Raw genomic sequence first — 14411 nt, forward strand, 5'->3', positions numbered from 1 at the left:
CTCTGTATTTTAGAAGCGGTAGTGAGAGAAGGCTTTGTTAGCTTCGGCCATACGGTGAACGTCTTCACGTTTCTTAACCGCAGAACCTTTGCCTTCAGCAGCGTCAAGCATTTCACCAGCCAGACGTAGCGCCATTGATTTTTCGCCCCGCTTACGCGCTGCATCAACCAACCAACGCATAGCCAGAGCCTCACGACGACTAGGACGAACCTCGACAGGTACCTGATAGGTAGCACCGCCGACACGACGTGATTTAACCTCAACCATTGGAGCAACAGATTCTAATGCACCTTCAAAAACTTCTACGGGGTCTTTATCCGTACGCTCTGCAACTTTATCCAGCGCCCCATAAACGATTTTTTCTGCAACAGATTTCTTACCACTCACCATGACATGGTTCATGAATTTTGCCAGCTGCTGATTGCCAAACTTTGGATCAGGCAGGACTTCGCGTTTCGCGACAACTCTTCTTCTTGGCATGATTTGCCCCTTTTTTAACTTCAGGTTAGTCCGATAACAATATGATCGGCCTTACTCTGATCTATAACGATTAAATGATCAGCCCTTTGGACGTTTTGTACCGTACTTCGAACGTCCTTGCTTACGATCGGCCACACCTGCGGTATCCAGAGAACCGCGGACTGTGTGATAGCGGACACCTGGCAAGTCTTTTACACGACCGCCACGGATCAGAACAACACTGTGTTCCTGAAGGTTGTGACCTTCACCACCGATGTAGGAGTTAACTTCATATCCATTTGTCAAACGTACACGACAAACCTTACGTAAAGCCGAGTTTGGCTTTTTAGGGGTTGTTGTAAATACGCGGGCACATACTCCGCGACGCTGAGGACAATTCTGCAGAGCAGGAACGTCACTCTTTTGTACTTTGCGTTTACGCGGCTTACGCACCAATTGGTTAATGGTTGCCATTAAGCCTTTACCTCACTTGCTTCTATAAATAAAAATGCCCGGAGAATGCTCCGGACATGGAAAAGGACGCGAATTCTATTGACGGCCTTGTTGCTAGTCAAGTCATTTGAACTCGTAAACTACTTGTTCAAAGCCTCTGTCAAGGCTGCTTCGACTTCACTTGCGGTTGCGGTCGCAAAACGTTCACCACCACCTTTGGCCGCACGTTTACGTTTGCGCTCACTGTGATATGCCAAGCCTGTACCTGCCGGAATCAGTCGACCAACAGCGACATTCTCTTTCAAGCCACGAAGGAAGTCCTGTTTACCCGAAACAGCACCCTCGGTCAGAACACGAGTTGTCTCCTGGAAGGAGGCTGCTGACAGGAATGATTCTGTAGCAAGTGAAGCCTTGGTAATACCAAGCAACACCCTCTCATACTTGGCGCCCTGTTTACCTTCTGCTGCGATACGCTCATTCTCTTCGAGAACCGATACATACTCGACCTGATCGCCTTTGATAAAGCCTGTATCGCCACTGTCAAGAATGATAACCTTACGTAGCATTTGGCGGATGATCACTTCGATATGCTTATCGTTGATCACAACGCCTTGTAAGCGATAGACCTCCTGAATCTCATTAACAATATATCTTGCCAGTTCACGTACTCCGCGAATGCGCAAAATGTCATGAGGATTCATCGGACCGTCGGAAATCACCTCACCTTTTTCAACCTGTTCGCCTTCGAACACGTTCAAATGACGCCACTTCGGAATCAGCTCTTCATATCCCTCTCCTTCGGTCGGACTGATCTGAAGACGCTTTTTGCCCTTGGTTTCTTTACCGAAACCAAAAACACCACTAATTTCAGCAAGAATCGCTGATTCTTTTGGCTTACGCGCTTCGAACAGGTCTGCAACCCGTGGAAGACCCCCAGTAATATCTTTGTTACCGGAAGTTTCCTGAGGAATCCTGGCAATAACATCACCTACTTTAACCCGATCACCATTAGAGAGGTTAAGCAATGCGCCATCTGGCAGGAAGTACTGTGCCGGTTGACCGGCTTCACCGAATGTCAGCTCTACACCGTCTTCATCCACCAGCTTAATTAACGGACGAATATCTTTACCTGCGGCACTACGATCTTTCTGATGAATCACTTCTGTTGAAGTAACACCGGTCAACTCATCAACTTTGGAGTTAACAGTAATACCGTCTTCCAAGCCGATAAAGGACACGTATCCAGACGTTTCTGCCACAATCGGGTGTGTATGCGGATCCCATTTAGCGACAATCTCACCAGCTTCCACAGAGGTACCTGACTTAACCGAAATCACAGCACCATAAGGGAGCTTATATCGCTCTCTTTCTCTACCATGCTCATCCGCTACAGCCAGCACACCAGAACGGGAAACCGCAACCAAGTCGCCATTGTCCCGTTCTACGGTCTTGAGATTATGCAGGTTGGCAACACCACCATGTTTAACCTGAACACTGTCCGCCACCGCTGACCTGGAAGCAGCTCCACCAATGTGGAAAGTCCGCATGGTCAACTGTGTACCTGGCTCACCAATGGACTGAGCGGCCATGATACCGATAGCCTCACCGATATTAACCAAGTGTCCACGAGCCAGATCACGGCCATAGCATTTTGCACAAACACCGTAGTGAGTTTCACAGCTGATCGCCGAACGAACTCGAATCTGATCAATACCCCATTCGTCAATACTACGAACCCATTTCTCATCAATCAGGGTACCGGCGGGAATTGCAACATCGTCAGAACCTGGCATCAGTACGTCATTAGCTGCCGTACGACCCAACACCTGCTGACCAAGCCCAACTACCACGTCACCACCTTCGATGATTGGCTCCATGATGACGCCTTCCTCGGTGCCACAATCGACTTCGGTAATCACAACATCTTGAGCCACATCCACCAAACGACGAGTCAGATAACCAGAGTTAGCCGTTTTCAGAGCGGTATCCGCCAAACCTTTACGTGCCCCGTGGGTCGAGGAGAAGTATTCACCCACCGACAAACCTTCGCGGAAGTTCGCCTTAATCGGGTTCTCAATAATAGACCCGTCAGGTTTGGCCATCAGACCTCGCATACCAGATAACTGACGCATCTGTGCTGGTGAACCCCGGGCGCCGGAATCAGCATACATATATACCGAGTTGAATGATTCTTGCTCGAGCTCAGCGCCGGTCTTATCGTAAGTCTTTTCCTTGGAAAGGTTTTGCATCATCGCTCTCGCTACTTGTTCATTAGCGCGAGACCAGATATCAACAACCTTGTTATATTTTTCCCCTTGGGTCACCAAACCGGAAGCGTACTGCTCTTCGATTTCTGAGACTTCGGCGTCAGCTTTGGCAATAATCTCTACTTTCTCAGCCGGAATCTCGAAGTCATTTACACCAATTGAAGAGCCTGAACGGGTTGCCTGACGGAACCCCATATACATAACCTGGTCAGCAAAGATAACTGTCTCTTTTAGACCAACCATGCGGTAAGCTTCGTTCAACAACCGGGAAATTGCCTTTTTCTTCATTGGCTGGTTCACCAACTCGTAAGGCATGCCTTTAGGCACAATACCCCACAGAATGACCCGGCCAACCGTGGTTTCCTTAATACTGCGTTGATAAGTTTTGATCCCATCCTCATCAATCAGTACTTCAGAAATCCGACATTTAATCCTGGCATGCAATTCAACTTTTTTGGCACCGTAAGCCCGTTCCACTTCTTCCGGATCGGCAAATACCATGCCTTCGCCTAGCGCATTAACCCTTTCCCGAGTCATATAATAGAGACCCAATACAACGTCCTGCGAAGGAACGATAATCGGCTCACCATTGGCTGGAGAAAGTACGTTGTTGGTAGACATCATCAGCGCACGTGCTTCTAACTGTGCTTCCAAAGTCAGCGGAATGTGAACCGCCATCTGGTCGCCATCAAAGTCAGCATTATAAGCAGCACAAACCAATGGATGCAGCTGAATAGCTTTACCTTCAATTAGGACAGGTTCGAAGGCCTGAATACCCAATCTGTGAAGCGTTGGAGCCCGGTTCAATAGTACAGGGTGCTCACGGATAACCTCATCGAGAATATCCCAGACCACAGACTCTTCACGTTCTACCATTTTCTTGGCTGCTTTGATGGTTGTTGCCAAACCTCTCAATTCAAGCTTGCTGAAAATAAATGGCTTAAACAATTCGAGAGCCATCTTCTTGGGCAGCCCACACTGATGCAACCGTAATGTTGGCCCTACCACGATCACTGAACGCCCAGAATAGTCGACCCGTTTACCTAAAAGGTTCTGACGGAAACGACCTTGCTTCCCTTTGATCATGTCTGCCAAAGACTTTAATGGGCGACGGTTGGAGCCAGTGATCGCTCTACCACGACGACCATTATCCAATAGGGCGTCAACGGATTCCTGTAACATCCGCTTTTCGTTACGCACAATAATGTCAGGAGCCGAAAGCTCCAAAAGTCTCTTCAACCGGTTATTACGGTTAATAACCCGGCGGTACAAATCGTTGAGGTCGGATGTTGCAAAGCGTCCACCATCCAGCGGCACCAACGGTCTCAAATCTGGCGGCAAAACAGGAAGAACTGTCATTACCATCCATTCCGGACTGTTGCCTGAGCGATAGAAACTCTCAAGCAGTTTCAAACGCTTGGATAATTTTTTAATCTTTGTCTCTGAATTTGTAGAAGGAATTTCCTCACGGATTTGAGCGATTTCCTCTTCCAGGTCGATATCTTCGAGCAGTTTTTGAACTGCCTCAGCTCCCATGCGGGCATCAAAATCATCGCCAAACTCTTCGATTGCTTCGTAGTATTCTTCATCTGTCAGCAATTGCCCCTTATCCAGAGTCGTCAAACCGGGATCAATTACCACAAAGCTTTCGTAATACAGAATCCGCTCAATATCACGAAGTGTCATATCCAGCATCAAACCAATACGTGAAGGCAATGATTTCAAAAACCATATGTGGGCAACTGGAGCAGCAAGTTCAATATGGCCCATACGGTCACGACGCACTTTCGTTTGCGTGACTTCAACACCACATTTTTCACAGATGACACCGCGATGCTTGAGTCGCTTATATTTTCCACAAAGACATTCGTAATCTTTAATTGGGCCAAATATGCGAGCACAAAACAAACCATCACGTTCTGGCTTGAATGTACGATAGTTAATAGTCTCTGGTTTCTTAACTTCACCATAAGACCATGACCGAATCATATCTGGAGACGCCAAACCGATTCGGATGGAGTCAAACTCCTCAGAGTGTGATTGCGATTTCAGCAAACCTAACAAATCTTTCATCTATTTCACTCCCGCTTGCTGGGTTGAAACGCGGGCGCAAACGCACCCTGTTTCTAAGTCCGAATTCAAATGCATGCCACTACGACTATTCATCGTTTTCCAGTTCCATATCGATGCCAAGAGAACGAACCTCTTTCACCAATACGTTAAAGGCTTCCGGCATACCTGGCTCCATCTTGTGGTTACCATCGACAATATTTTTGTACATTTTGGTCCGGCCATTCACGTCATCCGACTTAACAGTAAGCATTTCCTGTAGAGTGTAGGCTGCTCCATATGCTTCCAGAGCCCAGACCTCCATCTCCCCGAAACGCTGGCCACCAAACTGGGCTTTACCACCAAGTGGCTGCTGGGTAACCAAACTGTAAGAGCCGGTGGAACGTGCATGCATTTTATCGTCAACCAAGTGATTCAATTTCAGCATGTACATGTAACCAACGGTTGTCTGGCGGTCGAAAGCCTCACCGGTACGACCATCCCACAGCTGCATTTGACCAGAATCCGAATAACCCGCCAAACGAAGTAATTCTTTGATTTCAGCTTCTTTTGCACCATCAAACACTGGTGTCGCAACGGGCAAACCACCCTTAAGGTTATTAGCAAGATCAATAATCTCAGCATCTGTCATTTCATCAATAGATTCATGACGGTAGCCTTGACCAGTCTGATTGTAGATCTTATTCAGAAACTCACGTAAATCCGCGACTGCACGCTGCTGCTCAACCATTTCATTGATCTTGCGACCAATGCCTTTTGCAGCAAGCCCCATATGTGTTTCCAGCACCTGACCAACGTTCATCCGCGATGGCACACCCAGAGGGTTCAGCACCACATCAACAGGCTCACCGTTTTCATCATAGGGCATATCTTCGACAGGCATAATCACTGAGACCACACCCTTGTTTCCATGCCGACCGGCCATTTTGTCACCAGGCTGGATCTTGCGTTTCACAGCGACATAAACTTTGACAATTTTCAAAACCCCTGGTGCCAGATCATCTCCGGACTGCAGCTTCTTCTTCTTATCATCAAAGCGTTTTTCGTGATCTTTGCGGGTTTCTTCCAAGCCCTCTTCTGCTTTTTCCAACAGGTCGACTAGAGACTCTTCCTGCATTCTCAGCTTGAACCACTGTTCATGAGGCAACGTCTGCAAATACTCCGCAGTGATAACATCACCTTTTGTGAGGTTCGGACCACCTGCAGCAGCTTGACCAACGAGAGCACTCGCCAAACGCTCGAAAGTTGCTTGTTCGATAATCTTAAATTCGGTGTTCAGATCCTTACGGAATGCTTCTAATTGCATTCTTTCGATATCTTTTGCCCGCTGATCTTTTTCGACACCGTCGCGAGTAAAAATCTGCACATCGATAACAGTACCACGCGTTCCCCCTTTTACACGCAAAGAGGTATCTTTTACATCAGAGGCCTTTTCACCGAAAATAGCACGTAACAGTTTTTCTTCCGGTGTCAGCTGAGTTTCGCTTTTGGGCGTAACTTTACCAACCAGAATATCACCAGGCCCAACGTCTGCACCGATATAAACAACGCCGCTTTCGTCGAGTTTGGCTAACGCAGATTCACCAACATTTGGAATATCTGCTGTAATTTCCTCAGGACCTAACTTGGTATCACGGGCAATACAGGTCATTTCTTGAATATGAACCGTTGTAAAACGGTCATCCTGCACAACACGTTCGGACAAAAGAATAGAGTCTTCGAAGTTGTAGCCGTTCCAGGGCATAAATGCGATACGCATATTCTGACCCAGGGCCAGTTCCCCCATATCTGTTGACGGACCATCTGCCATGATGTCACCACGACTGATTTTGTCCCCAGTGCTCACAAGAGTCTTCTGGTTAATACAGGTATTCTGGTTAGAACGGGTGTACTTGGTGAGATTGTAAATATCAACACCTGCTTCACCTGCCACAACTTCTTCATTATCAACACGTACCACAATACGGCTAGCATCAACAGATTCAACAACACCACCACGTTGTGCTACCACACAAACACCAGAATCACGGGCCACGGCCAGCTCTATACCGGTTCCGACCAGCGGCTTTTCCGCTTTCAATGTAGGAACCGCCTGCCGTTGCATGTTTGATCCCATCAAAGCCCGGTTCGCGTCATCATGCTCCAGGAAAGGAATCAGAGATGCTGCGACCGACACAACCTGGCGGGGAGAAACATCCATGAAATCTACTTTTTCGATCGGCGCCAGTGTAAATTCGCCCTGGTGACGCACCTGAACAAGCTCACCCTGAATGTTACCTTCCGCATCCAACGGTACGTTGGCCTGAGCAATAGTGTGCGCAGCTTCATCAATAGCGGACAAATAGGCAATCTCGTTAGTTGCTTTGCCTTCTACAACCTTACGATAAGGGGTTTCAAGGAAACCGTAGCTGTTGGTTCTGGCATAGGTAGACAACGAGTTAATCAGCCCGATGTTTGGACCTTCAGGGGTTTCAATAGGACATACCCGACCATAGTGAGTTGGATGTACGTCACGGACCTCGAAACCAGCACGATCTCGGGTAAGACCACCGGGACCTAGGGCTGACACACGACGCTTATGAGTAACTTCAGAAAGCGGATTATTCTGATCCATAAACTGAGACAGCTGCGATGAACCAAAAAACTCTTTAACTGCTGCGGCGACTGGCTTGGCATTAATGAGATCCTGAGGCATCAGACCTTCGCTTTCTGCCATTGACAATCGTTCACGTACAGCTCGCTCCACACGAACCAGTCCAACCCGAAACTGGTTCTCAGCCATTTCACCAACAGAGCGAATACGACGGTTACCCAAGTGATCGATGTCGTCGACTCGGCCATTCCCGTTACGAATATCAATCAGTGTCTTTAACACATCGATAATGTCGTGACTGTCCAGCACGCCACTACCTTTTTCTTCATTTCTACCAAGCCGGCGATTGAATTTCATCCGCCCAACTGCAGAAAGATCATAACGCTCTTCGGAGAAAAACAGGTTTTGAAACAGGTTTTCAGCAGATTCTTTTGTTGGTGGCTCACCAGGACGCATCATTCGATAGATTTCAACCAATGCTTCCAGTTGAGTATTGGTCGGATCGATTCTAAGAGTCTCTGAGACAAACGGTCCACAATCAAGGTCATTAGTATAAAGAACCTGAATTTGTTTCAGGCCGGAAGCTCTGACCGACGTAATCAGGTCGGGAGTAACTTCGGTATTACAAGGAGCCAGTATTTCGCCGGTTTTTGGGTCAACAATATCACGGGCTATCGTACGGCCAAGCATATATGCATCTGGCACTTCGAGCTCGCTAATTCCGGCTTTTTCCATCAGCTTGATGTGACGCGCGGTAATCCGTCGCCCTTCTTCGATAATTACATTACCTGAACCATCTTTGATTTCAAACTGCGCAGTTTCACCTTTGAGCCTGTCAGAGATCAAATCAAATTTAAAGCCTTCTGTCTCAACACGATATTCGGTCGTAGTGAAAAACATTTCCAGCACCTCCTGACTTGTAAAGCCAAGAGCGCGCAATAAAATAGTAGCTGGTAACTTTCTTCTGCGATCGATACGCACGAACACATTATCTTTCGGGTCAAATTCAAAATCCAACCACGAACCACGATAAGGAATTACCCTTGCTGAAAACAACAGTTTTCCGGAAGAATGGGTCTTACCTTTATCGTGATCAAAAAACACGCCCGGAGATCGATGTAACTGAGAAACAATAACCCGTTCAGTACCATTAATGACAAAAGTACCGTTGTCTGTCATGAGCGGAATTTCGCCCATGTAAACTTCTTGTTCCTTGATGTCTTTAATAGCTTTGGATGGCGACTCTTTATCGTAAATTATTAGCCGCACCTTCACACGCAGTGGTGCTGCATACGTTACTCCCCGCAATTGACATTCCTTGACATCAAAAGTGGGTTCTCCCAATCGATAACTTACATACTCCAACGCAGCATTTCCGGAATAACTAACAATAGGAAATACCGACTTAAATGCTGCGTGCAAACCTTCATCAACACGCTTATCTGGAGACAGTCCGGCTTGTAAAAAACTACGATAGCTGTCCAATTGAATGGCCAGCAAATAAGGCAGCTCCATGACCGGAGGCAATTTACCGAAATCCTTACGGATACGCTTTTTCTCTGTGTAGGAGTAAGCCATCAGTATTCCTCAGTTAGTTACCTGAAAGACGCCCTCACACAGGACGTCTACTTTCTAAATTCTTGCGATAATTCGCACACATTTTACCCCGTCAATGGGATAAAAATTCTTTTTCACTATAACGGAAAATGGCCGGCAGCACTTTTTGCTACCAGCCATTTAAATTACGACCGGCTTATGGTCGTATATATCAAAGAGTTACTTGAGTTCGACCGATGCACCAGCTTCTTCAAGTTTTTTCTTCATTTCTTCAGCTTCGTCTTTACCTGCGGCTTCTTTCAAAGTTGCTGGAGCGCCATCAACGGCCGCTTTAGCTTCTTTCAGACCCAGACCAGTTAACTCACGAACAACCTTGATGACGTTAACTTTTTTCTCACCTGCAGAGGTCAGAACAACATCAAATTCAGTTTTTTCTTCAGCAGCTTCAGCAGCAGCAGCAGGAGCAGCTGCAACCGCAACTGCAGCTTGTGCAGAAACGCCAAATTTTTCTTCCATTGCTTCAACTAAAGCAACAACATCCATAACAGACATTTCAGCAATAGCATTCAAAATATCGTCTTTAGACAGAGCCATGTTTTTTCTCCAAATTTAAATAATCTAAACAACTCGCAAATTCACGAAGTCTATTAAGCAGCGTCTTTCTTTTGATCTCTAACAGCTGCAACAACACGGGTGATTTTCGCAGGAACCTCATTAAAGGTACGAACCAACTTGGTAATTGGTGCCAATGTAACACTGGCCAACATACCAAGAGCCTGTTCACGCGTCGGAAGGCTGGCCAGACGTTCAATCTGATCAGCACCCAACAACTCACCACCTACCGATAAAGCTTTAACTTCAAACTTGTCATTTTGCTTGGCAAAATCTTTGAACAGCCGAGCAGCTGCTCCAGGATCTTCCATGGAAAATGCTAACAAGCTTGGACCCTTGAAAGAGTCCTGAGTACAAACATACTCAGTCGCTTCTACAGCCCTACGTGCCAGAGTGTTACGAACAACACGCAAATAAACGTTTTGTTCGCGAGCACTAGCACGCAGTCTTGTCATGTCTTCAACAGTAACGCCACGAGCGTCAGCAATTACCAGAGACAACGCTTTACCGGCCACTTCATTGACCTCTGCGACAATCGTCTTTTTGTCTTCGAGATTAAGTGCCACTTTGGTTCTCCAGGATCTCGAGTATTAACATACTCATTCAACCGAAACCCAAACTACCGGGTTTGTTTCAACGGTTGCAGAATCCCACGGCTCAATGTCCGGGGTCTACACCATCTGCGTAGGACATTAAGAGCTAGTGACAATCTTTGTTTTTAAGACCATCATTTGCTCACCTACGGTCTTTGACGGCTCCTACTCAGCAAGCCAAGCAGAAACCCCAAAGTCCTAATTCGATCAACTTTATCAGTTAACCTACTAAATATTTAAAGAGCTTTGATCAATTACCAAGCCCGGGCCCATAGTTGAAGAAATAGAAACTTTCTTCAGATAAACACCCTTAGAACTAGAAGGCTTTAACTTTTTCAAGTCGCTAACCAATGCTTCTACGTTCTCTTTCAAAGCTACCGCATCAAAGGTTATCTTGCCAACTGACGCGTGGATAATACCGTTTTTATCAGTACGGAATCTCGCCTGTCCTGACTTAGCGTTTTTAACAGCTGTAGCTACATCAGGAGTAACCGTTCCCACTTTAGGGTTTGGCATCAAACCTCTGGGACCTAACAATTGACCTAACTGACCAACCACTCTCATAGCATCAGGTGCGGCTATCACGACACCAAAGTTCAGATCGCCACCCTTAATCTGTTCTGCCAGGTCTTCCATACCTACGGCTTCTGCCCCAGCTTCTTTTGCCGCTTCTGCAGCCGCACCTTGTGCGAATACAGCTACACGAACCTCTTTTCCGGTTCCATGAGGTAGAACGGTCGAACCACGAACATTCTGATCACTTTTACGGGCATCAATACCCAGGTTTACAGATACATCAATGGCTTCAACAAACTTCACTGAAGAAACTTCTTTAAGCAGAGCGACTGCATCTTCAAACGAATATGCTTTAGTGCTATCAATTTTTTCCGCTATTGCTTTAGCTCTCTTTGACAACTTCGCCATGACTATTCAACCCCCTCAACATTAAGCCCCATACTTCTGGCGGTACCAGCAATTGTACGGACAGCAGCATCAAGATCTGCAGCGGTTAAATCCGGCTCTTTTGTTTTTGCAATTTCTTCCAACTGAACACGACTGACAGTTCCAACTTTTTCAGTGTTTGGACGTCCAGAGCCGCTTTTAATACCTGCTGCTTTCTTTAACAGCACAGAAGCCGGAGGGGTTTTTTTAACGAACGTGAAGCTGCGATCAGCATATACGGTGATAACAACAGGAATAGGAAGCCCAGGTTCCATCCCCTGTGTTTCAGCATTAAATGCTTTACAGAACTCCATAATATTGACACCATGTTGGCCCAATGCAGGACCAACTGGCGGACTTGGATTGGCTTTACCAGCTGCAACCTGCAGCTTGATATAAGCTTGAACTTTCTTTGCCATTTTTAAGCTCTCCTCGGGTATTGACGCCCTAAGGCTCCCCGTTTCTTTTCACAGACATGAAAACCCCGAAAATCCAAAGACCTCAGGGCTCAAAAAATTCAAAAAAATCTATTAGCCTTTTTCTACTTGGCTAAATTCAAGCTCTACAGGTGTAGCTCTACCAAAGATAGAAACGGATACCTGCAAGCGACTCTTTTCATAATTGACCTTTTCGACTGTTCCATTGAAATCAGCAAAAGGACCATCATTAACCCTAACAACTTCACCGGGCTCAAATATAGTCTTCTGAGTAGGCCGAGCAGCTCCCTCTTTAACGCGATCAAGAATCGCCATTGCTTCTTTCTCACTAATCGGAGCAGGCTTTTCTGGAGTACCACCAATAAATCCCATAACTCTAGGCGTACTTTTCACCAAATGCCAACTACTGTCATTCATTTCCATTTGAACCAATACATAGCCAGGGTAAAATTTTCTTTCACTTTTCCTTCTCTTTCCATCGCGCATTTCAACAACGCTTTCTGTCGGCACCAGAATCTCTCCAAAAGAATCCTGCATACCTTGAATTTCCACTTGCTCTTTTAAAGCATTGGCAACTCTCTTCTCATAACCAGAATAAGCATGCACCACATACCAGCGCTTAGACATAACAGATCATCCAATAAGTGTTTTGATCAGAAAACCTAAAAGGGTGTCAATAACCCACAACAGCAAAGCCACAACAACAACAACAGCCACAACGATCATTGTTGTTTGCATGGTTTCCTGCCTGGTAGGCCAAACTACCTTTCGGACTTCAACCCACGCTTCCTTTCTAAGCCGATTAAAATCCCTTCCCTTATTGGTCTGCAAACCTAGAAAACCCGCTACAAGAACCAACGCCAACACAGCCAATACTCGATACAGCAATGAATATTCTGAAAAATAATAATTCCCACCGATCGCAGCAATTAATAACAAAGCCACAACAAACCAAACAAATAAGTCTAATGCTGACGATCCACGGGAATCTACACGAGAGTTCATTCAAACACCTGTAACGGTACCAAAATAAGTGGCAGGCCAGGAGGGACTCGAACCCCCAACTTTCGGTTTTGGAGACCGATGCTCTACCAATTGAACTACTGGCCTAAAAGAAGCCTGTAACTGAGCCGGCGGATTCTAATTCAGCACAGCTACAGACGCAAGCTCAGAATTAAAAATTAAACTGAGCTAGAGCTAACAAAAACTACTGCGTTACTCGATTACTTTAGCAACAACACCGGCACCCACTGTACGGCCGCCTTCACGAATCGCGAAACGTAGACCATCATCCATTGCAATCGGAGCAATCAACGTTACAACCATCTTAATGTTGTCACCAGGCATAACCATTTCTACGCCTTCTGGCAACTCTACCGCACCCGTTACGTCCGTTGTACGGAAGTAGAACTGAGGACGATAACCTTTGAAGAACGGAGTATGACGACCACCTTCTTCTTTCGACAGAACATATACTTCTGATTCGAATTTAGTGTGCGGAGTAATCGTACCTGGCTTCGCCAATACCTGACCACGCTCTACGTCGTCACGCTTGGTACCACGCAACAAGACACCCACGTTCTCACCTGCACGACCTTCGTCCAGCAGCTTACGGAACATCTCAACACCGGTAACGGTTGTTTTAGTGGTGTCACGAACACCTACAATCTCAACTTCTTCACCAACTTTGATAATGCCGCGCTCTACACGTCCAGTCACCACAGTACCACGGCCAGAAATTGAGAATACGTCTTCGATTGGCATCAGGAACGGCAGGTCAATCGCACGTTCTGGTTCTGGAATGTATTCATCCAGAGTTTCAACCAACTTCTTAACCGCTGAAGTGCCCATCTCGTTATCATCTTTACCTTCCAGCGCCATCAACGCTGAACCAATAACGATCGGGGTATCGTCACCTGGGAAATCGTACTGAGACAACAGCTCACGCACTTCCATCTCCACCAGTTCCAACAACTCTTCATCATCAACCATGTCAGCCTTGTTCAGGAACACTACGATGTAAGGAACACCCACCTGACGGGACAACAAAATGTGCTCTCGAGTTTGAGGCATCGGGCCATCTGCTGCTGAACACACCAGAATCGCACCATCCATCTGTGCCGCACCAGTAATCATATTCTTAACGTAGTCAGCGTGTCCTGGGCAGTCCACGTGGGCGTAGTGACGGTTTGGTGAGTCATACTCTACGTGGGCAGTCGAAATCGTGATACCACGCTCACGCTCTTCTGGCGCATTGTCGATACCATCAAATGCCACCGCCGTGCCACCCCATACATCCGCACATACGCGCGTCAGGGCCGCTGTCAGCGTGGTTTTACCATGGTCAACGTGACCAATTGTACCCACGTTGACGTGGGGCTTTTTACGCTCAAAGGTTGCCTTTGACATCGCATCTACCTCATCAAAC

Annotated in this window: 11 protein-coding genes and 1 tRNA gene; all 12 read right to left on the bottom strand. The window is 46.6% G+C overall.

The annotated features are described in order from the left end of the window. Positions 1–9 precede the first annotated feature (9 nt). Positions 10–480 (bottom strand): 30S ribosomal protein S7, encoded by a 471-nt coding sequence (rpsG, locus tag YC6258_RS25040; protein ID WP_044619306.1) that lies wholly within the window; start codon positions 478–480, stop codon positions 10–12. Between the two features lie 78 nt (positions 481–558). Continuing rightward, a complete protein-coding gene (gene rpsL, locus YC6258_RS25045; RefSeq protein ID WP_044619307.1) occupies positions 559–933 on the bottom strand; it encodes a 30S ribosomal protein S12 in 375 nt (124 codons plus the stop codon). Positions 934–1052: 119 nt separating this feature from the next. Continuing rightward, positions 1053–5252 carry a DNA-directed RNA polymerase subunit beta' gene (gene rpoC / locus YC6258_RS25050; protein WP_044619308.1) on the bottom strand — a complete coding sequence of 1400 codons (4200 nt, stop codon included), beginning with the start codon at positions 5250–5252 and terminating at the stop codon, positions 1053–1055. 85 nt (positions 5253–5337) lie between these two features. Next, positions 5338–9420: a DNA-directed RNA polymerase subunit beta gene (gene rpoB, locus YC6258_RS25055; RefSeq protein WP_044619309.1), complete on the bottom strand. Its 4083-nt coding sequence runs from the start codon at positions 9418–9420 to the stop codon at positions 5338–5340. 198 nt (positions 9421–9618) lie between these two features. Then, positions 9619–9993: a 50S ribosomal protein L7/L12 gene (gene rplL, locus YC6258_RS25060; protein WP_044619310.1), complete on the bottom strand. Its 375-nt coding sequence runs from the start codon at positions 9991–9993 to the stop codon at positions 9619–9621. A 53-nt stretch (positions 9994–10046) separates the two neighbouring features. Further along, positions 10047–10577 carry a 50S ribosomal protein L10 gene (rplJ, locus tag YC6258_RS25065; RefSeq protein WP_044619311.1) on the bottom strand — a complete coding sequence of 177 codons (531 nt, stop codon included), beginning with the start codon at positions 10575–10577 and terminating at the stop codon, positions 10047–10049. Positions 10578–10832: 255 nt separating this feature from the next. After that, positions 10833–11528: a 50S ribosomal protein L1 gene (rplA, locus tag YC6258_RS25070; protein WP_044619312.1), complete on the bottom strand. Its 696-nt coding sequence runs from the start codon at positions 11526–11528 to the stop codon at positions 10833–10835. A 2-nt stretch (positions 11529–11530) separates the two neighbouring features. Next, complete coding sequence (gene rplK / locus YC6258_RS25075) at positions 11531–11965, bottom strand: 50S ribosomal protein L11 (protein ID WP_044619313.1); 435 nt, start codon at positions 11963–11965, stop codon at positions 11531–11533. Positions 11966–12076: 111 nt separating this feature from the next. Then, positions 12077–12610 carry a transcription termination/antitermination protein NusG gene (nusG, locus tag YC6258_RS25080; RefSeq protein WP_044619314.1) on the bottom strand — a complete coding sequence of 178 codons (534 nt, stop codon included), beginning with the start codon at positions 12608–12610 and terminating at the stop codon, positions 12077–12079. A gap of 6 nt (positions 12611–12616) precedes the next feature. After that, complete coding sequence (secE, locus tag YC6258_RS25085; RefSeq protein ID WP_044619315.1) at positions 12617–12988, bottom strand: preprotein translocase subunit SecE; 372 nt, start codon at positions 12986–12988, stop codon at positions 12617–12619. 29 nt (positions 12989–13017) lie between these two features. Beyond that, positions 13018–13093, bottom strand: a tRNA-Trp gene (locus YC6258_RS25090). A gap of 105 nt (positions 13094–13198) precedes the next feature. Then, positions 13199–14392 carry an elongation factor Tu gene (gene tuf, locus YC6258_RS25095; RefSeq protein ID WP_044619316.1) on the bottom strand — a complete coding sequence of 398 codons (1194 nt, stop codon included), beginning with the start codon at positions 14390–14392 and terminating at the stop codon, positions 13199–13201. Positions 14393–14411: the final 19 nt, after the last annotated feature.

Source organism: Gynuella sunshinyii YC6258, from assembly GCF_000940805.1.
Classification (GTDB): Bacteria; Pseudomonadota; Gammaproteobacteria; order Pseudomonadales; family Natronospirillaceae; genus Gynuella; species Gynuella sunshinyii.

Coding starts and splice junctions, on each gene's coding strand:
- rpsG (WP_044619306.1), bottom strand. CDS start 480: ATGCCAAGAAGAAGAGTTGTCGCGAAACGCGAAGTCCTGCCTGATCCA.
- rpsL (WP_044619307.1), bottom strand. CDS start 933: ATGGCAACCATTAACCAATTGGTGCGTAAGCCGCGTAAACGCAAAGTA.
- rpoC (WP_044619308.1), bottom strand. CDS start 5,252: ATGAAAGATTTGTTAGGTTTGCTGAAATCGCAATCACACTCTGAGGAG.
- rpoB (WP_044619309.1), bottom strand. CDS start 9,420: ATGGCTTACTCCTACACAGAGAAAAAGCGTATCCGTAAGGATTTCGGT.
- rplL (WP_044619310.1), bottom strand. CDS start 9,993: ATGGCTCTGTCTAAAGACGATATTTTGAATGCTATTGCTGAAATGTCT.
- rplA (WP_044619312.1), bottom strand. CDS start 11,528: ATGGCGAAGTTGTCAAAGAGAGCTAAAGCAATAGCGGAAAAAATTGAT.
- rplK (WP_044619313.1), bottom strand. CDS start 11,965: ATGGCAAAGAAAGTTCAAGCTTATATCAAGCTGCAGGTTGCAGCTGGT.
- nusG (WP_044619314.1), bottom strand. CDS start 12,610: ATGTCTAAGCGCTGGTATGTGGTGCATGCTTATTCTGGTTATGAGAAG.
- secE (WP_044619315.1), bottom strand. CDS start 12,988: ATGAACTCTCGTGTAGATTCCCGTGGATCGTCAGCATTAGACTTATTT.
- tuf (WP_044619316.1), bottom strand. CDS start 14,392: ATGTCAAAGGCAACCTTTGAGCGTAAAAAGCCCCACGTCAACGTGGGT.